The following is a 19023-nucleotide window of genomic DNA, read 5'->3' on the forward strand; positions in this document are numbered from 1 at the left end:
GGGGTCAGCTTCCAGTGCTTTGCCTTTTGCGGCGCAGCAGCTGGCGCATCCCGCCCAGCCACACCGCGAAAATGAGAATTCCGCCGCTCACCATGCCCTGCCAGAACGAGGATACGCCGCTGAGCGTCAGCCCGTTCTGGATCACGCCCAAGAACAACACGCCGATCATGGTGCCGAAGACGCCACCCTCGCCGCCGGTAAAGGCCGTGCCGCCGATAAGCACAGCGGCCAGCACGGTCATCAGCAAGGTCGGATCGATCTCGGCCGAGGCCGAGGTCAGCCGGCCCACCTGGACAACGCTGCCCAGGCCGGCCGCGAGGCCGGCGATGACGAAGACGAAGAACATGACGCGCTTGACGTCGATGCCGTTGAGGCGTGCCGCTTCCATATTGGCGCCAATGGCATAGAGCGAGCGGCCGAACGTGGTGTAGCGCAGTACGCCGCCGGCGATGAGCAGCAACGCCACGTCGAAGATGAGGATCATCGGCACCGCGCCGATATTGCCGTTGACGAAGGCATTGATCGGGGCAAATCCGGGGGCCGAGAAGACGCTGACGCTGACGCCGTCATTGATGATCAGCGCAAAGCTCTGGAACATGGACAGCGCGCCCAGCGTCACCACGAAGAAGGATATCTTGAAATAGCTGATCAGCGTGCCGTTGATGGCGCCGAGAAAGGCGCCGAACAGGATTGCCGCCGCCACCGCGACCGGGGTCGCCAGTCCGGCCGCCAGCAACAGGCCGAAGATCATGGCGCTTGCAGCGGTGGCGCTGGCTACCGACAGGTCGATGCCACCGGCGATGACCACATAAGTCGCGCCCAGCGCCAGGATAAACACCACGCTGTTGGATTTGACGATGTTCATCAGGTTCGGCCAGGTCAGGAAGACCGGCTGGGTGACGGCGAGAAAGGCGGCGACCAGCAAAAGGCTGACCAGCGCGCCGGTGTAGCGGTTCTGCAGGATGCGGCCGACGAGTGAGGGCGTCGCCGTGTAGCGGCCGTGGCCGTCTGCCTTGGCAATCGATTGTGCGGTCATGCTGACGCTCCGATGTGCTGAGAGGGGTGATGGTGCCGGTCGGCGCCGGCAACGGCGACATGGGCGATGGCTTCCTCGTCCGCCGAGGCGCGGTCGAAAATCGTTTCGAGACTGCCCTCGAAAAATACGGCGATCCGGTCGGCGATGCCGAGCAGCTCAGGCAGTTCGGAGGAAATAACGATGACGGCGGCGCCGGCCTCGGCGGCATCCTGCAGCATGCGGTAGATTTCGCTCTTGGCGCCGACATCGATGCCACGGGTGGGTTCGCTCAGCACCAGGACGTCAGGGCGACGCACGAAGGTGCGGCCCAGAATGACCTTCTGCTGATTGCCGCCTGAAAGCGTGCCGATGGCGGGGGCGGACGACCCGGTGGCGACCCGATATGTCTTGATGGCCGCGTCGACCTGCGCCTGTTCGCCCCGCAGGTTGAGCAGGCCGCCGGCGCGGCCGATACGGTCGAACCAGGCCAGCGAGAAGTTTTCGAGAATGCTGCGGACCAGCAAAAGGGCCGAAGCCTTGCGATCATCGGGCACGAAGCCGATGCCGGCGCGGATGGCCCGGCGCGGATCGCCGAGACCCACGCTGCGCCCGGCGACATGGACCGTGCCCGTGGCGGGAATGGCGCCGCCAAGGGCTAGACCGAACTCGGCCTTGCCGGAGCCAACAAGGCCGGCAACGCCAAGGATTTCGCCCCGGCGGACGCTGAGGCTGGTGGGGCGCAGCGATCCCTGTGGCGTGGCCAGGTCGGCAATTTCTATGACTGTATCGCCCGCCGCGATAGCGCGCTTGCCGTAAAAATCCTGGATTTCTCGGCCGACCATCAGCCGGACAAGCTGGTCTTCGTCGGTTTCCGGCAGCGGCACGCTGGCAACGAACAGTCCGTCGCGCAGTACGGTGGCGACCGAGGCGGCGCTATAAATTTCGGGCATGCGATGGGTGATCATCACCACGGCCATGCCGGCGTCGCGTTCCTTGCGCACCAGCTCGAGCAGGCGCGCCGTGGCCGCCTCGGAAAGCGAGCTCGTGGCCTCGTCGAGGATGAGTACGCGGGCATTGGACGAGAGCGCGCGGGCGATCTCGATCTCCTGGCGGATTTCGACGCTGAGATCGCTGACCTTGGCGCGAGGCGAGACATGCACATCCAGCCGTTGCAGCGCTGTCTCTGCGTCCCGCTCCAGTTGCGGCCAGTCGACGAGACCGATGCGGTTGCGGGGCAGGCGGCCGAGGAAAATGTTCTCGGCGACGGTCAGGGTCGGCGCCAGGGTCAGCTCCTGGCTGATGATGACGATGCCCATGGCGATGGCGGCGGCCGGGGAGGCGATGACCTGCTCGCGGCCATCCACGAAGATGCGACCGCCATCCGGCTGGATCATGCCCGACATCACCTTGGCCAAGGTGGACTTGCCCGAGCCGTTCTCACCGGTCAGAGCATGGACCTCGCCGGCCCGCACCACGAAATCGACGCCTTGCAGCGCCTTCACGCCCGGATAGGTCTTGGAAATGCCTTCGAGGCGCAGGATGGGTTCGGCGGCTTGGCTCATGCGGCTTGCCCCTGAATTGTCGCGGCGGCCTTTTCCGCGATCATGATGGTGGGGGCATTGGTATTGCCCGAAATCAGGGTCGGCATGATGGAGGCATCCACCACGCGCAGCCCCTCGACGCCGCGGACACGCAGCTGCGGATCGACAACGGCCATGGCGTCGGTGCCCATCTTGCAGGTGCCGACCTGGTGGGACACGCAGCCGCCGTTCTGGACCAGGTAGTCCTCGATTTCCTGGTCGGTCGCGGTCGCCGAGCCGGGCAGGTGCTCTTCGATGACAAAATCGGCCAGCGGCTTGCTGGCGGCCATGCGGCGGGCGAGCTTGAGGCCTTCGACGGCGATGCGGCGATCGCGCTCGTCCGAGAAATAGTTCGGCTCGAGTCGCGGCTGGGCATGCGCATCGGCGGAGCTGAGCGTGATCTGGCCGCGACTATTGGGCCGAACCGGGCAGAGGAAATTGGCAAAACCGGAAAACTTGAACAACCCGTCCTCGTAATAGCCGCCGCTGAACGTCTGAAACAGGAACTGCAGATCCGGCGTGGCGCTGTCGGGCAATACGCGCGCAAAGAGCGCGGCCTGGCCGGCCGGCACCGAGAGCGGGCCGCGGCGCATCAGCAGCCATTGCAGGCCGACCTGCAACTGCCGGAAGCGGCTCATCATCACATCGTTCATGGTGATGGCACGATTGCACTTCCAGGTGATTTGCCCGCCATAATGATCCTGCAGGTTCTGCCCCACGCCGGGGAGATCGAGGACCGGTGCAATGCCGTGCTGCGCCAGGTGCCCGGCATTGCCAATGCCCGAGAGCATGAGCAGGTGCGGAGACTTGACCGAGCCGGCCGAGAGAATGACTTCGCGGTTGGCCTTTGCCGTGACCATGCGGCCCTCGTGGCGGAATTGCACTCCGGTGGCCTTCTGGCGCTCGAGCAGCACCTTTTCGGTCATGGCGCGGGTGAGGACGGTGAGGTTGGGGCGGCGCATGGCCGGGCGCAGATAGGCCGTGGCCGCGGATTCGCGCCGACCGTTGCGCACCGTGGCTTGGAAATAGCCGGCGCCTTCCTGACGCGCACCGTTGAAATCATCATTGCGCGGAATGCCCTGGCTTTGTGCCGAACCAATGAAGGCGTCGCAGAGGGGATTGCGCTCGCGCAGATTGGTAACCCGTAGGGGGCCATCGGCACCGTGATAGGCGTCGGCGCCGTTTTCCTGGTTTTCCGCTTTCTTGAAGAAGGGCAGCACGTCCTGATAGGACCAGCCGACATTGCCGAGCTGGCGCCAGTGATCGTAGTCCTCGGCCTGGCCGCGAATGTAGATGAGGCCATTGATCGAGGAGGAGCCGCCCAAGACCTTGCCGCGCGGCCAGTAGATCGTGCGCCCGCCCAGGGCAGGATTGGCTTCGGTCTGGAATTTCCAGTTCACGCGCTCGTCGACGATCGTCTTGCCATAGCCTATGGGGATGTGGATCCAGAAGCTGTCGTCCTTGCCGCCCGCTTCGAGCAAAAGCACACTGTTGCGGCCGCTTTCGCTCAGCCGGTTGGCAAGGACGCAGCCGGCCGATCCGGCGCCGACGATGATATAGTCAAAGCTCTGACCGTCTTGCACGGTTCTGTCTCCACTTTTGGAACACCGGCCGGGGCAGGCCAGCATTCCCCCTCTCATTCCTGCCGCCGGTTCGCCGCCGGCAGGTCGTCGGGCGCCCTCACGCCCAACTCAGCTTAGTGTCGGGGTTTTGCGCCCCAATATCCCCTCAGTGCAGCCGGCCCCTTCGCCGGCGGCATTCAGAGGCTCTGCCGGCGGATCATGTCCGCGGCCTTTTCCGCGATCATGATCGTCGGTGCATTGGTATTGCCCGAGACCAGTGTGGGCATGATCGAGGCATCGACGACGCGCAGGTTCTGCACGCCGCGCACCTTCAGCGTTTCGTCGACCACGGCCATGGCGTCCTGGCCCATTTTGCAGGTGCCGACCTGGTGGGCGATGGAGAGCCCCGTCTCGCGGGCATAGGCCAAAAGCTCGTCATCGCTCTGCACTTGCGGGCCAGGCGAGTATTCGGCCACGATGTGGGAGCGGATCGCCGCCTTTTCCGCCACCTTGCGGGAAATCCTCATCGCATCGACGAGGATACGCCGATCCGCTTCGGCCGCCAGATAGTTGGGCTGCATGGAAGGGCTGTCCTTGGCGCTGGCCGAGCGCAGCTTCAGCGTGCCGCGGCTTTCCGGACGCACCGGGCAGACGACATTGGCAAAGCCCGAAAACTTGTGCAGGCCGGCGTCGTATTCGTCGTGGCTGAAGGTCTGGAACAGGAACTGGATATCGGGTGTCGTCGCCTGCGGGCCCGACTTGACGAAGGCGCCGACCTGCGCGGCCGAAATGGTCAGCGGCCCCTTGCGGAACAACAGATATTCGAGCCCCGCCTTCACCTGCCGCACCGGGCTGGTCATGATGTCGTTGACCGTCAGCGGCAGCCGGCTTTTATAGGTGATGATGGCGCCGTAATGGTCCTGCAGGTTCTCGCCCACGCCCGCCACGTCGGCGACGACCGGAATGCCGAATTCAGCGAGATGAGCGGCAGGGCCGACGCCCGAAAGCATCAGCAATTGCGGCGAGGCAATCGAGCCTGCCGAGAGGATGACCTCGCGGCGCGCCCGCACGATCACGCTGCGGCCACCCTGTTCGTACTGGACGCCGACCGCCTTGGTACCCTCGAAGATGATCTTTTCCGCCGCGGCCTTGGTGACGACGCGCAAATTCGGACGCTTTGACGCCGGATGCAGATAGGCGACGGCAGCCGAGCAGCGCCGGGCATTGCGCGTTGTGATCTGGTAGTAGCCAATGCCTTCCTGATTGGCGCCGTTGAAATCGTCATTGCGCGGAATGCCGGCTTCTACAGCGCTATCGATGAAAGCGTCGCAGAGCGGGTTGCGCTCCCTGAGGTTCGACACGGCCAATGGGCCGTCGTCCCCGTGAAATTCGTCGGCGCCGTTTTCCTGGTTTTCCGCCTTCTTGAAATAGGGCAGCACGTCTTCATAGGACCAGCCGGCATTGCCCAATTGACGCCAGTGGTCGTAATCGCCGGCCTGGCCCCGCACATAGAGCAGGCCATTGATCGATGAGGAGCCGCCGAGAACCTTGCCCCGCGCCCAATACATCGGGCGGTCCGCGATTTCGGCGCCCTTTTCGGTCTCGTAGCGCCAGTTGAGCGAAGGATCGACGATAGTCTTGCCATAGCCGATGGGCACATGGATCCAGGGGTTCCAGTCGCGCCCGCCCGCCTCGAGCAGGGTGACGGAGGTCGCGCCATCTTCGGAGAGTCGCGCGGCGAGCGTGCAGCCAGCGGAGCCGCCGCCCACGATCACATAATCGGTTTCAAAGCTGGTTGTGGTCACGTTCAATATCCGCCCGGTCTCAATAGTCGCCTGCCAGGCGCATCACCACGGCCTTGGGTTCGGTAAAGGCGTTGATCGCCTCGGTGCCGAACTCGCGGCCGAGCCCCGACATCTTGGTGCCACCAAACGGCACGGCGAGATCGAGGATATTGTGGGTGTTGAACCAGACGGTGCCGGCATCAATCTCCTCGGCCAGCAGGTGCGCGTGGTCGAGATTGCGCGTCCAAATGCTGGCGCCTAGGCCGTAGGGTGTATCGTTGGCAATCGCCTTGATCTCGCTACGAGCGCTGAACGGAATGGCGCAGACCACAGGCCCGAAGATCTCCTCGCGGATCACCTGCATGTCCGGACGCACATCGGCCAGCACGGTCGGCTCGAAGAACCAGCCATCGCGATCGGGACGATTGCCGCCGGCAACGACGCGAGCACCCTCTGAACGGCCGCTCTGCACAAGGCCGGAAATGCGTTCGAGCTGGCGCGAGGAGACGATGGGCCCCAATTGCGTGCCTTCTTCGTGGCCGGGGCCGAGGCGCAGTCCACGGGCGATCTCGGCAACGCCTGCCACCACTTCCTCATAGACCGGCTCCTCGATCAAGAGGCGCGAGCCGGCGGTGCAGACCTGTCCCGAATTGCCGAAAATGGCATTGGCGGCGCCGGGGATGGCGCGGCTGAGATCGGCATCGGCAAGAATTATGGTCGGCGACTTGCCGCCAAGTTCCAGGGTGACGCGCTTCATGGTCTTGGCCGACGCGGCGAGGATGCGCTGGCCGGTGGCGGTCGAGCCGGTAAAGGCGATCTTGCGCACCAGCGGATGATCGACCAGTGCCGCGCCGGCATCGTGGCCATATCCGGTGACGATGTTGACGGCACCCTTGGGGAAGCCGACCTCATGGATCAACTCGGCGAGCCGCAGCGTCGTCAGCGAGGTTTCCTCGGACGGCTTGAGCACCACTGTGCAGCCAAAGGCGATGGCGGGGGCGATCTTCTGGATCGCCTGGCCCAGCGGGAAGTTCCAGGGGGTGATCCCGCCCACCACGCCCACCGGCTTGCGCTCGGTATAGGCGCGATAGATGCCGCCATCGTCGAAGAAGGGCGAGAGGGTGATGTATTCGCCGGCGGTCTTGGAGGCCCAGCCACCGAAATAACGCAGAGCGTCGATGGTGAAGGCAAGGTCCACATAGCGTGATGTCGCGTAGGGCTTGCCGTTATCGTAGGTTTCGAGGCGCGCCAGTTCGTCGGCATGCTCCTCGACCACGAGGGCCAGTTTTTCGAGCAGACGCCCGCGATCCAGTGGGCGCATACGTCGCCAGGCGGTGCTTTCGAAACAGGCATGCGCCGCTTCCACCGCGCGGTTGACGTCCTCGACGGACGCCGCAGCGAGTTCGGCAATCTGGTTTTCCGTGGCCGGATTGAAGACCGGGATGGTCTTGCCCGAGCTGGCTTTGACCCACTCGCCGTTGATGTAGAGATCGGTGCGGGGCAGGCTCGGAGCCTGGTTCATTGCATTCACGTCTGTGTCCCTCCGGTCTTCCCGGCGGCGTGGCGACGCTTTTCCCTCACGTCGTCATGCAGATGCCAGAAAACTCCTTTAAGCCTGAATGATCCCCAGATTGGGCGTGACTTCCAATACAATTGTATGCTCCTTTTGATGCCGGAACGGTATCGGACAGCATGAATCTACGTCAAATCAGGTATTTCGTGGCGGTCGCGCAGACCGAGAATTTCCGCCGCGCCTCACAGCTCCTTCACGTGGCGCAACCGGCGCTCAGCCGGCAGATGACAGCGCTTGAAGAAGAGCTTGGCGTCGAGCTTTTCATCCGCCTGCCGCGCGGCGTGCGGCTCTCAAACGCTGGGCAAGTGATGCTGCAGCGCTGTCAAACTCTGCTCGACAATCTCGACGGCATTATCGAGGAGGTACGCGGCGTTGGTCGGGGGCTGGCCGGTCATCTCAAGCTTGGCTTTATCGAAGTTGCAGCGCTTTCCGAAATCATGCCTGCTTCCATGCGCACCTTCGGCGAAAAGGTGCCGGATGTGCAGCTCGAACTGCACTCCATGGCCAGCCTGACCCAGATCGAGGAGATCCGCGCGCGGCGGCTTGATGGCGGCTTTCTCTACAACCCGCCCAGGGGCGACGCCGACGTGGTCTCGATCCGGCTCGAGCGCCATCCGGTGTTTCTGGCCGTCCCCAATGTCTCGCCGCTATCGCAACGCCAGTCGGTGAGTCTTGGCGAGCTCGAACGGGAGAAATTCATCTGGTTTCACCGTGCCGCCAGCCCGCAATATCACGACCAGCTGGCCGAGGCGATCCGTGCGGCGGGTGTCAAATACAATGTCATCCACCATTCCGAGAGCGAAGCGGTGATGCTGGCTCTTGTCCGCATGGGACTGGGCATTGCCTTTGTCAATGCGCGGCAGGCGCGGCGCCGTCCAGATGGGGTAATGCTTATTCCGGTTGAGGACTTGCCGGTGCTCATCGACCTGCATTTCGCCTGGCGGGTTGACGAGATTTCGCCCGCCTTGCGCCGCCTAATCGCGCTGCTTGAGACACTTGCGGAACTGCCGGAGCCGGGCGGTCCCGCTTAGCCCGGAACGGCAAGGTCGAGGCTGCGCTAGTGAGCTAGTCCGATTGTTCCGCGCCATGGTCTAGGTGACGCTACCAGTCACTAACGTGGTGAACCATGCCCGCGAACCGGAACGGGAAGCGGCGGCCATATGAGGACATATATGCCGTCGCCCCGGTCAGTCTGACCTATCAACGCTATTCGACCCGGCCCGCCCAGTGGTGGATCGGCGCGGTGCTGCGCAATCTGGCTTCGGCCTCGGGCATCCCGCATACCGCATTCGATGGTCTTAGCATTGCCAGCTTCACGCTCGGTCCTGATCCGGCCATCGCCATGACGCAGCATTTCGGCATGACGACCCGTTGGATCGACAGCATGGCCATGGGCGGCGCGTCGGGGGTTGCCGCCATCCGGCGCGCCGCGCGGGCGCTGGAGGCAGGGGATGTCGATATCGTTGCCTGCATCGGCGCTGATACCAATTACACCGATACCTTCCGCGAACTGCTCGCCGGCTTTTCCCGCTTTTCCCAGGATGCGGTCTATCCGCATGGGGCAGGGGGCGCCAATGCGAGCTTCGCGCATCTGACCAATGCCTATATGGACCGCTTCGGGGTCACGCGCGAGGATTTCGGCCGCATCTGCGTGTCCCAGCGCCAGAATGCCTTGCGCAATCCGCGCGCCATCATGAAAAAGCCGCTGACGCTTGACGGCTACCTTTCGGCTCGGCCCATCGTCGATCCGCTCGGCCTTTTCGATTGCGTCATGCCGGTGGCGGGGGCCGAGGCGTTTCTGCTGATGCGCGGCGACACCATGCGCCACCATGGCCTTACCGGAGCGCGCCTGCTCTCGAGCATCGAGCGGCACAATGCCTTTCCCGACGACCCCGTGCAGTATCGCGGCGGCTGGGCGCTGGATGTCGAAGAACTCTACGGAATGGCGGGCGTCGGACCATCCGACATCGACGTGCTGCAGACTTACGACGATTACCCGGTGATCGTGATGATGCAATTCGAGGATCTGGGCTTCTGCGCCAAGGGCGAAGGCGCCGCCTTCGTGGCCGGCAACGACCTCACCATCGGCGGCAGCTTCCCTCACAATACGACAGGCGGACAGCTCTCCGCCGGCCAGGCCGGCGCCGCAGGTGGGCACCTGGGCATTGTCGAAACCATACGCCAGGTCACCGGCACGGCCGCAACCACGCAGGTTGAAGGCGCGCGGCTGGGCATGGCGTCGGGTTTCGGCATGATCAACTATGATCGGGGCCTCGCCTCTGGCGCCGTCATCTTTGCGGGGGACGACGTATGAGCATGCAACGCCCGCGCCCGCCGCGGAAAAATCCGCTGGCCCGCACTACGGCGCCCTTGCTGCCACCGGCAACGCGCAGCCGGGCAGCCCAAGGCCTCACCCGCGCCGCTGCGCGTGGTGAGTTCGCATTGCATACCTGCACAGGGTGCGGAACGGTCAGCTACCCGGCGCGCGAAGCCTGCCCGAAATGTCTATCCGATCTCGTGGTTGCTCCGGTCGCTCGCGGCGGCACGGTGCTGTCCATCACCACTATCGAGATCAGCGGTGAACCCTATTTCCGCCGCCTCCCTCCGGCCCGCCAGGCGCTTATCGCGCTTGACTGCGGACCGACTATCGTCGCCGAAGCGCGGCGCGACTGCGTGGCCGGTATGCGCATTCGCGCCTCCCTGCAATTGGATAAGGCGGGCCAGCCCGTGATCTATGCCCGTCCCGAAAATGGCGATCCCGACAGCGACACCGATCCGCATTGGCGCGAACTGGTCGCCGATCCGCTGCACCGGCGCTGCCTCATCACCGATGGCCGCAATCCGGTGACCTTGCCTCTGGCCAAGGCATTGCTGGGCGCCGGGGCAGCCAAGGTGGTGGTCGGCATTTCCGAGCGCTGGAAGCCCTTTGCCGATGCCGGCAAGCTCGAGGCGCTGGGGGCGGTGGAACTGGTCGATCTCGACCTGGCCGACGAGCGCTCGGTGGCGGGGCTGGCGTCCGACTATGCGGCCAAGACCGATATCCTCGTACACAACGCTTTGCATCTGCGGCCCGGCAGCCTGTTTTCGGGTGGCGAAGTGCTCAAGGCGCGAGACGCTATGGAAGTGAGCTATTTCGGCGCGCTGCGGCTGGCGCAGTATTTCGGCCCGGTCATGCGCTCGCGCGGCGCCGATGGCGACAACAGCGCCGCGGCCTGGGTCAATGTGCTCTCGATCTTCGCGCATCTGAGCTGGCCCGGTTATGCCGCCTATGCGGCGACGCAGGCGGCAAGCCTTTCCTTCTCGCAGGCCTTGCGTGCCGAAATGCGCGGCAGCGGCGTGCGGGTGCTGGATGTGTTTTCGGGTCCCATGGAAATCGACTGGCTGGAGCATCTGCCACCGCCAAAGGTTCAACCCGCCGCCGTCGCCCACGAAATCGTCGCGGCGCTCAAGGGCGGCGAGGAAGAGCGCTGGGTCGGCGAGGTGGCCAAGGACTTCCGGGACCGTTTCAGCGCCAATCCCAAGGAAATAGAACGCGACCTCTGGCGGCAATGAGCATGAGCGAAAATCAATCCCTATTGGCCCAAATGGCCATGGCTTTAGCCGGCGGCAGCATGCGCGTCGTCGATCTCAGCCAGACGCTGGAGCCGGGTGCGCCGACCATCGTCATGCCGCCGGAGCTGGGCCAGTCCTGGCCGGTGCGCATCGAGCCGATCTCGCGATATGACGAGAATGGCCCGGCCTGGTACTGGAACAATATCAGCTTCGGCGAGCATACCGGCACGCATCTCGACGCCCCAATCCACTGGATCACCGGGCGTTACCTGCCGCAGAACACCGTCGATACCATGCCGGCCAGCCTCATGGTGGCGCCGGCTTGCGTCATCAACTGCTCCGCCGAAAGCGCCGCCGATGCCGATTTTCTGGTGACAGTGCCCTTTGTCGAGGCCTGGGAGGCGCGACATGGGCGCATTGCGGCCGGGAGCTGGGTGCTGTTGCGCACCGACTGGTCGCTGAAGCGCGGCGCTGCCTATGCCAATCTCGATGAGACTGGTGCACACACGCCGGGTCCGGACGCTGAACTGATGCGCTGGCTGGTCGAGGAGCGCGACGTGCTCGGCGTCGGCACCGAGACCATCGGCACCGATGCGGGGCAGGGCGGTCATCTCGATCCGCCCTATCCGGCCCACCATTATCTGCACGGTGCCGGCAAATTTGGCCTGCAATGCCTGGCGCGTCTCGATGAACTGCCGCCCACGGGCGCCCTGATTATCGCGGCCCCACTCAAAATTCTTGGCGGCTCGGGCAGCCCGCTGCGCGTCATCGCGCTGGTCGAGGTCTGACCATGGCAGAGCTGCTGACCCCGGAAGAAAACGCCGCCCTAGGTGAAACCTATCTCTTGGCCGGCACGGTCTTTGGCCTGCTCGAGGCCCAGGCCGCGCGCTACCCGCAAAATGACTTGTTCGTCCTGCCGGCAAAGGTACAGGCGCTTTGGCAGGAAGCGGCGGCGAGCCTAAGCTATGCTGATGTGCTCGCGCAGGTGCTGCGGCTCTCTCATGCCTTTGAAGCGGCAGGCTATGTCGCCGGTCAGCGCGTGGCGCTGTCGCTGGAAAACCGGCCCGCCCATTTCCTTCACTGGCTGGCGCTCAACCGGCTCGGCGTCAGCGTCGTGCCCGTCAATCCCGATCTGCGCGGCGAGGAAGTCCACTATCTCCTCAGCCACAGCGGCGCTGTCCTGCTGGTCCGGCTCCAAAGCCATGCCGAACGCCTCGACGATGTGGCCGCAGAGCTGGGCATTCCGGTGATGGCGCCGGGCGCCCAGGTCTCCGCCTCACGAGGCTCTGTCGCCGGCGGAGTGCCTGGCCTCGAACAGGAAGCAGCCCTGATATACACCTCCGGCACCACCGGCCGGCCCAAGGGCTGCATGCTGTCCAATCGCTTCTTCCTGAACTGGTCGTGGTGGTACGCAGCGCAAAGCGGGCTGATATCGCTGCGGCCCGGGCAGGAGCGGCTGATGAACCCGCTGCCGGCCTTCCACGTCAACGCCATGGGCCACAGCTTCATGGGCATGTTGGGCAGTGGCGGCGCGCAGATCATCATCGATCGTTTCCATCCCCGCGACTGGTGGGATACGGCGCGCGAAACCGGGGCCACGGCCTTCCACTATCTCGGCGTCATTCCCGCCATTCTGCTGCAGCTGCCACCCGCAGACGCGGATCGCGCCCACCAGGTGCGTTTCGCACTGGGCGGCGGCGTGCACCCTGATCACCATGCCACCTTCGAAGCCCGCTTCGGCGTGCCGCTGCTCGAAGGCTGGGCCATGACCGAAACCGGCGGCGCGGGCACGCTCTGCGCCGCCTTCGACCCGCGCAGCATCGGCGAACGCTGCATCGGCTCGCCCGATCGGTCCGGCCCGCCGCTCGCGGTGCGCCTTGTTGATGACGATGGCAACGAGGTCACTCCCAGCCAGCCCGGCGAGCTCCTGCTCCGTTCCTGCGGCGCCTCGGCACGCGAAGGCTTCTTCTCCGGCTATCTGCATGACGCTGAAGCGACCGAAAAGGCTTGGTCCGGCGGCTGGTTGCATACTGGCGACGTCATGCGACAAGACGAGAGCGGCCGGCTCTATTTCGTCGATCGCAAGAAGAACATTATCCGCCGATCCGGCGAGAATATCGCCGCCGCCGAGGTGGAAACCGTGCTTGCGGCCGTCCCTGGCGTTGCCCAGGTGGCGGTTATTGCCGCCCTCGACCCGCTGCGCGGCGAGGAAGTCCTGGCGGTGGTGGTGCCGGGCGAGGGGGAGACGGAGGCTCTGGCCGAAGCTCTCTTCGCAGCCGCCGCCGAGCGCCTCGCCTATTACAAGGTGCCAGGCCTGCTGCTGTTCGTACCGTCGCTCCCGACCACTTCGACCCAGAAGGTCCAGCGCGAAAAGCTGCGCGGCCTGGCGGAAGCGCCATTGTCCCAACCCGGATGCCTGGACTGGCGAGCGCGCAAGCAGGGCCTGCGCAGCGCCACACACTAAATCAGTCGACGCGGTCGAGCCGACCCGTCAGTGCGAGACCATTCGATGACCACGCCATTTTTTCTCTTCGCCGACGCAGCAGCTGCCCGACCCGATCAGGTCTTCCTGTCGCTGCCAGCAGCCGCCAAGCTGGATTATGCTCCGGGCGGATTTCAAATGAACTATGGCGAACTCGAAAAGGCCGTTGCGGCACAGCGCGAAGCCTATCGCCAAGCCGGGTACGGCGCGGGCCACGTCGTGGCCATTTCGCTCGATAACCGCCCCGAATTCTTCGTACATTTCCTGGCGCTCAACAGCCTCGGGGTGGGCATCCTGCCGCTCAATCCTGACCTGCGCAGCGAAGAACTGGCCTACCAGTTCTCCATCGCCGAGCCGGAACTGATGGTGGCGCTGCCGGTCTATCACCACACCGGCATCGAGGCCGGACTGCTAGCGGAACGGGTAATCGGGCCGGATGGCATCGTGCCGCCCGCCTTCAAGCCGGCGAGCCGGTTCGAAGGCCGGCCCGCCGACCCCTGCGCGTTTCTTTTCACCTCCGGCACCACCGGCAAGCCTAAATGCTGTGTGCTCTCCAACGACTATTTCGTGCGCCTGGCCCAATGGTATGTCGGTGCCGGCACTGGCGGTGCTCTGCGAGTGGGCGAGGAAGTGATCCTCACGCCCCTGCCGATGTTCCATATGAACGCGCTGGGCTGCTCGGCACTGGGCGCCATCATCCTGCAATCCACCCTCGTGCCGCTGGATCGCTTTAGCGCCTCGCGCTGGTGGCCCAGTGTCGCCGAATCCGGCGCGACGCTCATCCACTATCTCGGCGTCATGCCTGCCATTCTCCTCAAGCTCCCGGCCTCAGAGCATGATCGCAATCATCGGGTGAGGATCGCCTTCGGTGCCGGCGTTGACCCGCTGCATCAGGAAACCTTCGAGCGCCGCTTCGGCATCGCGCTGACCGAAGCCTGGGCCATGACCGAAACAGGCGGCGGCGCCACGACCTCGACGGCCGGGGGTGACCGCCATGTGGCGCAGCGCTGCATCGGCTATCCGCATTCGGAAATGGACTACCGTATCGTCGATGAACAGGGCGCTGATATCAGCGAGGGCGAGCCGGGTGAACTGGTGGTCCGCGCCACCGGTGATGATCCGCGTCGTGGCTTTTTCACCGAATATCTCAAGGATCCGGTGGCAACGGCCGAGGCCTGGATCGGTGGCTGGTTCCATACCGGCGACGTCGTCCGTCGCGGTGCCGATGGCGCCCTATTTTTCGTCGATCGCAAGAAGAACATCGTCCGCCGCTCGGGCGAGAACATTGCCGTGGTCGAGGTCGAGGGCGTCTTGCAGAATCTCGATGTCGTCGCCGGCGTCGCCGTGGCGCCCGTGCCAGACGAATTGCGCGGCGAGGAAGTGATGGCGCTCGTCATCCTCGGGCCCGGCCAGCAGGATCGAGATCCCAATGAGGTGGCGCGCAGCATTGCCCAGGCCTCCGCCGCGCGGCTCGCTTATCACAAGGTGCCGGGCTATGTGGCGTTTGTGGACACCCTGCCGACCACGGCCACCCAGAAACTGCAGCGCGGCGAGATCAAAAGGATCGCGCAGACCCTCGTGTCCGATGCATGCACCATCGACTTGCGAGACTTTAAGGGCGACCTGCGCCGGCTTGAAAGCGCGGCCAAGAGCGCCTGATCCACTCGATCGGCGCTCACCGACAGACAAAAGAATATGCGGCACGCTACGGGATCAACCCATAACGGGCCGCAGGATTTTCGGGGTTCAGCCGTGCTTGAGCAGCGCCAATAGCGCGTTGACTGACAGCCGCACGCCGTTATCGAGCGCGTCCTCGTCGATATCAAAGCGCGCATCGTGATGAGCCGCGGTAATGCCCTTGGCCCGATTGCCGGCGCCGACCAGGATGAAGCATGACGGCGCGACCTGGCCGAAGGCAGAAAAATCCTCGCCCGGCATGATCGGATCGCGCTCTTCCACCCGCTCTGTCCCAAACAGATCGCGCGCCGTGGTCGCCACGATGGCGGCGGTCTCGGGATCGTTGATGACGGTATCATAGACGCGGGTGTAGCTGTAGTCGCAGGTCGCGCCATGGGCAGCGCAAATGCCCACGGCGATCTCGCCGATCCGCCTTTCGATAAGGTCGCGGACTGCGGGATCGAACATATTGGTGCCGCCGCCGATCACCGCCGTCGCCGGGATGACGCCCACCGATTGACCGGCGTGGAATTCGGTCACGCCGACCACGGCGGCTTCCACCGGGTCGATCCCGCGCGCCACCAGATGCTGCAGATTGGTAACGATCTGGCAACCGATGGCGATGGGGTCGACGGCGCGATGCGGTGCGCCGACATGCCCGCCAACGCCCTTCACCTCGATGCGGAAGATATCGCAGGCGGCCATCATGCGGCGCGGATTGATGTGCAACTGCCCCACCTCCAGCGGCGACCACAGATGCAGGCCGATGACCCGGTCGACACCGTCCATTGCGCCGCCTTCGATCATGCCCTTGGCGCCGCCCGGTGGCGTTTCCTCGCCATTCTCGAACAACAGGCGGATTTCCCCGGCAAAGTTGTCGCGCAATTGCGCAAGCACCGTCGCCGTGCCGAGCAGCATGGCCGTGTGTCCGTCATGCCCGCAGGCATGCATGACGCCGGGATTGCGCGAAGCATAGGGCGCGCCGGTCTCTTCGGTGATGGGCAGGGCGTCGAAATCGGCACGGATGGCAATGGTCGGACCGGGGCGATTACCCCTCAGCCTGCCCACAACGCTCGTGCCGGAGGGGCGCGAAATCTCGATCCCGCCGATCTCCTCCAGCCGCGCGACGATGAAGGCGGCGGTCTCGTGCTCCTCGAAAGAGAGTTCGGGATGCGCGTGCATATGGCGTCGCCAGGCAATCACCTGTTCACGCACCCCATCCAGCAACTTTTCGATATGGTCGTTCATCTGGGACCTCCTTGTTCGCTCATGGATTTCAGCTGCCCGCTGCTCTCCCCAGAGCCAGGCAGCCGATTTGATGCATATTGCCCAACAGCGCGCCGGGCGGCTGTCCCAGCGCCATTTCGATTATGGCGGTCGAAAACACGGCCAGCAGGACCGTGGCGGTCCCGATTTCCAGCCATGCCAGCCGGCCTATTGCCGGCGCGACATGCTGGCGGGCACACCGGTGCCCCCCGGCCACTGCTGCGCGCGGCGCAGGACGCAGTGTCGTCCAGGCCAGCTTGAGCGTCAGCAAGAGGGTTGCGCAGCAGATCATCACGTCATCTCCGAAAAGCGCCGCCTGCGAGGCAGGCGGCGTATGGCGCTACTCCTTGGTCCCGGTTGGCCCGTGGCAGCAGGCTTCCCCGCCACCGGACCGTGAGTGGTGGCCCTTGGTCGCCGGCGGGATGGTCATGGCCGGGCTGGTCATGAAGAAATTGTTGGGCTTGAGCGTAAACCCCGCATATTCGACCGGCATGATCGGGAAGTCTTCGGGCTTGCACACATGGGTGTGGCCGAAGCTGTGCCAGAGCACGATGTCCTGGTTCACGATGCTACGCTTCTGCCTGACATAGACCGGCAGACCACATTCGCCGCCATGCTGGTTGGGATAGTCGCCGCTGGCGAAGCGTTCCTCGGGGGCATAGGGCGTTACCCAGATATGCTTCTGCGCAAAGCCGGCCCGCTTGGCCACCGAACTGGCCGGGTCGGCGAGGAGCGTGGGGGAGGGCATGACCACCACCTTGTAGCCAGGATGGTTGCCGACCTCGTTGGTGATGTTGGGATTGATGACCTTCCAGTAGCGGCCGGTGGCGCCAGCGGCATTGCGGGCGGCGTCCGCCTCGTTCTCCAGCAGTTCGCTGGCCACTTCGAACACATTGCCATAGGGGTTCTTTTCCCCCAGCGGCACGCTGCGATAGTCATGCTGGGTAACGCTGTTGCCAGTGCCATCGATGGCCATGTGCAGCCGTGCGTTGAAGAAGTGCTGATGGCTTGGACCGCCCAGGTCGGGCGTGATCATGCCGCCATATTTGTAGCGCTCGCCGGCTTCCAGCGCCGCCGTCTGCACGATGCCCGTGAGCTTGGCCTCGAGCTGCACCGTCCCGTCCTGGTAGAGATACCAGTAAAAGCCGTAGTCGTAATTGCCCACCGTGGCGAAAAAGCTGATCACCAGTCGCCGGGAGCGCCGGGTTTCGCTGACATTGCTGCGGAATTCATTGTGCTTCCAGAGGATGCCGTAGTCTTCCTCATGCATGCAGATGGCATTCTTCATCACGAAGGGCTGGCCGAAATCATCGCTGGCCGGCACGTCGAAATAGTGGATATGCCCAAGGCAGTCGCAGCCCAACTCCAGCTGATTGGCCAGCTTGCCTAGACCGAATTCGCCGGCGTCGAAGGCGCACTTGGCAAAATGCTGCGGCGTGGGATCGGCATAGGGCACCGCCATTTCGGTGATGCTGGCCCGATAGATGATCGGACGCACGCGCCCCTCATTGCGGAAACCGAGCTGGCTCAGCACCACGCCTTCACGCGGGGTGAAGCCTACGCGGAATTCCCAGTCCTGCCAGGTGACTTTCCAACCATCGACCGTAAAGCTCGGGCCTTCGGGCTGTACGATCTCGAGCGGCTTGAGGTCGGTGCGGGGGGCACCCAGCGCCGCAGTCTCGTAATTATACTGCTTGCGCGGGATTGGCACATTGCGGCCATCGTCCTCGAGCGAGATGATCGCGCCTTCGATCAGGTCGACGACCGCCACCAGCCCTTCGACCGGGTGGGCATAGGCATTGTCTTTCTCATAAGCCCGATAATAGGTAACCGCGCGCAGGATGCGCCGGCCCTTATAGGGCTCGAAATCGAAGTAACCCGGCGAGATCGGATCGACCTGTACGAGATCGATCTCCGCGTCAGTTAGGCCGCGACGCTTCAGCGCCGCGCGCCAGTCGGCATTGGCCTTCACGATCTCTGCGGCGCGATGAAAATCCTCGACCAGGATCGGCGGCTGACCGTGCTCGTGGTCGGTCTTTATCGACTTGCGACTTTCCAGCACGCCTCTGCGCAAATCGACCACTGCCTCAGTGGCCGCACCGGTGCTGGTATCGAGGGTCACCAGCAGCGCCCGGCGGGGAAAATCCGAACCACCAGTGAAGGCCTCGACCTCGCTCTTGACCGGCTCGAGCAATTCCACCCAGGGAAAGCGCAATGCCGCGGCGTCGGCCGTGTCCGCGCGCACGATATTGCAGGCCTGCCGGATTTCCTCGATGGTGAGGGGATCGAGAGGATGAACCGCGCCGGTCGGCGTCGATTTGGTCTGTTCGTGTGCGTTCAGCATGCCATCACCTGCTTTGTCGTCTTGAACGTGAGACTGGCATGAGCTTCTGGCGGCGCTGTAGGCAAGTTCGGCCAAAATCTTTGCAATTCCGGCCACCGAGGCAGATTCTCGGTCGGACGGCAACGAGCGCTGGACCGCTTGCGGGGGCGATGGTACCAGCCAAGCGAAAAGCTGCCGCACACTGCCGG

At 64.3% G+C, this 19023-nt stretch carries 14 protein-coding genes; 6 read left to right on the forward strand and 8 right to left on the reverse strand.

Features of this window, described 5'->3' with window-relative positions:
* Positions 1-4: 4 nt before the first annotated feature.
* The 5 genes from BGO80_RS17370 to BGO80_RS17390 all read right to left on the reverse strand — a co-directional run bounded on the left by BGO80_RS17370 (position 5) and on the right by BGO80_RS17390 (position 7463).
* Positions 5-1036: an ABC transporter permease gene (locus BGO80_RS17370; RefSeq protein ID WP_286722607.1), complete on the reverse strand. Its 1032-nt coding sequence runs from the start codon at positions 1034-1036 to the stop codon at positions 5-7.
* Complete coding sequence (locus BGO80_RS17375; protein ID WP_286722610.1) at positions 1033-2577, reverse strand: sugar ABC transporter ATP-binding protein; 1545 nt, start codon at positions 2575-2577, stop codon at positions 1033-1035. The genes BGO80_RS17370 and BGO80_RS17375 overlap by 4 nt, the downstream gene beginning before the upstream one ends.
* Entirely contained in the window at positions 2574-4223 is a 1650-nt protein-coding gene (locus BGO80_RS17380) for a GMC family oxidoreductase (RefSeq protein WP_286722611.1), read from the reverse strand. The genes BGO80_RS17375 and BGO80_RS17380 overlap by 4 nt, the downstream gene beginning before the upstream one ends.
* Before the next feature lie 131 nt (positions 4224-4354).
* Positions 4355-5968, reverse strand: a complete 1614-nt coding sequence (locus tag BGO80_RS17385; protein WP_286722613.1) for a GMC family oxidoreductase — start codon at positions 5966-5968, stop codon at positions 4355-4357.
* Positions 5969-5981: 13 nt separating this feature from the next.
* A complete protein-coding gene (locus tag BGO80_RS17390) occupies positions 5982-7463 on the reverse strand; it encodes an aldehyde dehydrogenase family protein (protein WP_286722615.1) in 1482 nt (493 codons plus the stop codon).
* A gap of 170 nt (positions 7464-7633) precedes the next feature.
* Here BGO80_RS17390 and BGO80_RS17395 point away from each other — a divergent pair, with 170 nt between their 5' ends.
* The 6 genes from BGO80_RS17395 to BGO80_RS17420 all read left to right on the forward strand — a co-directional run bounded on the left by BGO80_RS17395 (position 7634) and on the right by BGO80_RS17420 (position 15207).
* Positions 7634-8545: a LysR substrate-binding domain-containing protein gene (locus BGO80_RS17395; RefSeq protein ID WP_286722617.1), complete on the forward strand. Its 912-nt coding sequence runs from the start codon at positions 7634-7636 to the stop codon at positions 8543-8545.
* Between the two features lie 95 nt (positions 8546-8640).
* A complete protein-coding gene (locus BGO80_RS17400; protein ID WP_286722619.1) occupies positions 8641-9828 on the forward strand; it encodes a thiolase family protein in 1188 nt (395 codons plus the stop codon).
* A complete protein-coding gene (locus BGO80_RS17405; protein ID WP_286722622.1) occupies positions 9825-11066 on the forward strand; it encodes an SDR family oxidoreductase in 1242 nt (413 codons plus the stop codon). The genes BGO80_RS17400 and BGO80_RS17405 overlap by 4 nt, the downstream gene beginning before the upstream one ends.
* A gap of 2 nt (positions 11067-11068) precedes the next feature.
* Positions 11069-11854, forward strand: coding sequence for a cyclase family protein (locus tag BGO80_RS17410; protein WP_126151243.1), 786 nt, complete (start codon positions 11069-11071; stop codon positions 11852-11854).
* Positions 11855-11856: 2 nt separating this feature from the next.
* Positions 11857-13530 carry an AMP-binding protein gene (locus tag BGO80_RS17415; RefSeq protein WP_286722624.1) on the forward strand — a complete coding sequence of 558 codons (1674 nt, stop codon included), beginning with the start codon at positions 11857-11859 and terminating at the stop codon, positions 13528-13530.
* A 45-nt stretch (positions 13531-13575) separates the two neighbouring features.
* The gene (locus BGO80_RS17420; protein ID WP_286722626.1) at positions 13576-15207 is read left to right on the forward strand and encodes an AMP-binding protein; all 1632 of its coding nucleotides are present in this window, start codon (positions 13576-13578) and stop codon (positions 15205-15207) included.
* Between the two features lie 87 nt (positions 15208-15294).
* On the opposite strand, the gene BGO80_RS17425 is transcribed toward BGO80_RS17420, so the two are convergent.
* From BGO80_RS17425 to BGO80_RS17435, 3 genes are read right to left on the reverse strand one after another with little or no spacing between them, the layout of a single operon-like run.
* Positions 15295-16473, reverse strand: a complete 1179-nt coding sequence (locus BGO80_RS17425) for an amidohydrolase (RefSeq protein ID WP_286722628.1) — start codon at positions 16471-16473, stop codon at positions 15295-15297.
* A 28-nt stretch (positions 16474-16501) separates the two neighbouring features.
* On the reverse strand, positions 16502-16783 hold the full coding sequence (locus BGO80_RS17430) for a hypothetical protein (protein ID WP_286722630.1): 282 nt from the start codon (positions 16781-16783) through the stop codon (positions 16502-16504).
* A 48-nt stretch (positions 16784-16831) separates the two neighbouring features.
* A complete protein-coding gene (locus BGO80_RS17435; protein ID WP_286722632.1) occupies positions 16832-18835 on the reverse strand; it encodes a primary-amine oxidase in 2004 nt (667 codons plus the stop codon).
* Between the last annotated feature and the right edge of the window lie 188 nt (positions 18836-19023).

This window comes from Devosia sp. 63-57 (assembly GCF_001899045.1).
Lineage (GTDB): Bacteria > Pseudomonadota > Alphaproteobacteria > Rhizobiales > Devosiaceae > Devosia > Devosia equisanguinis.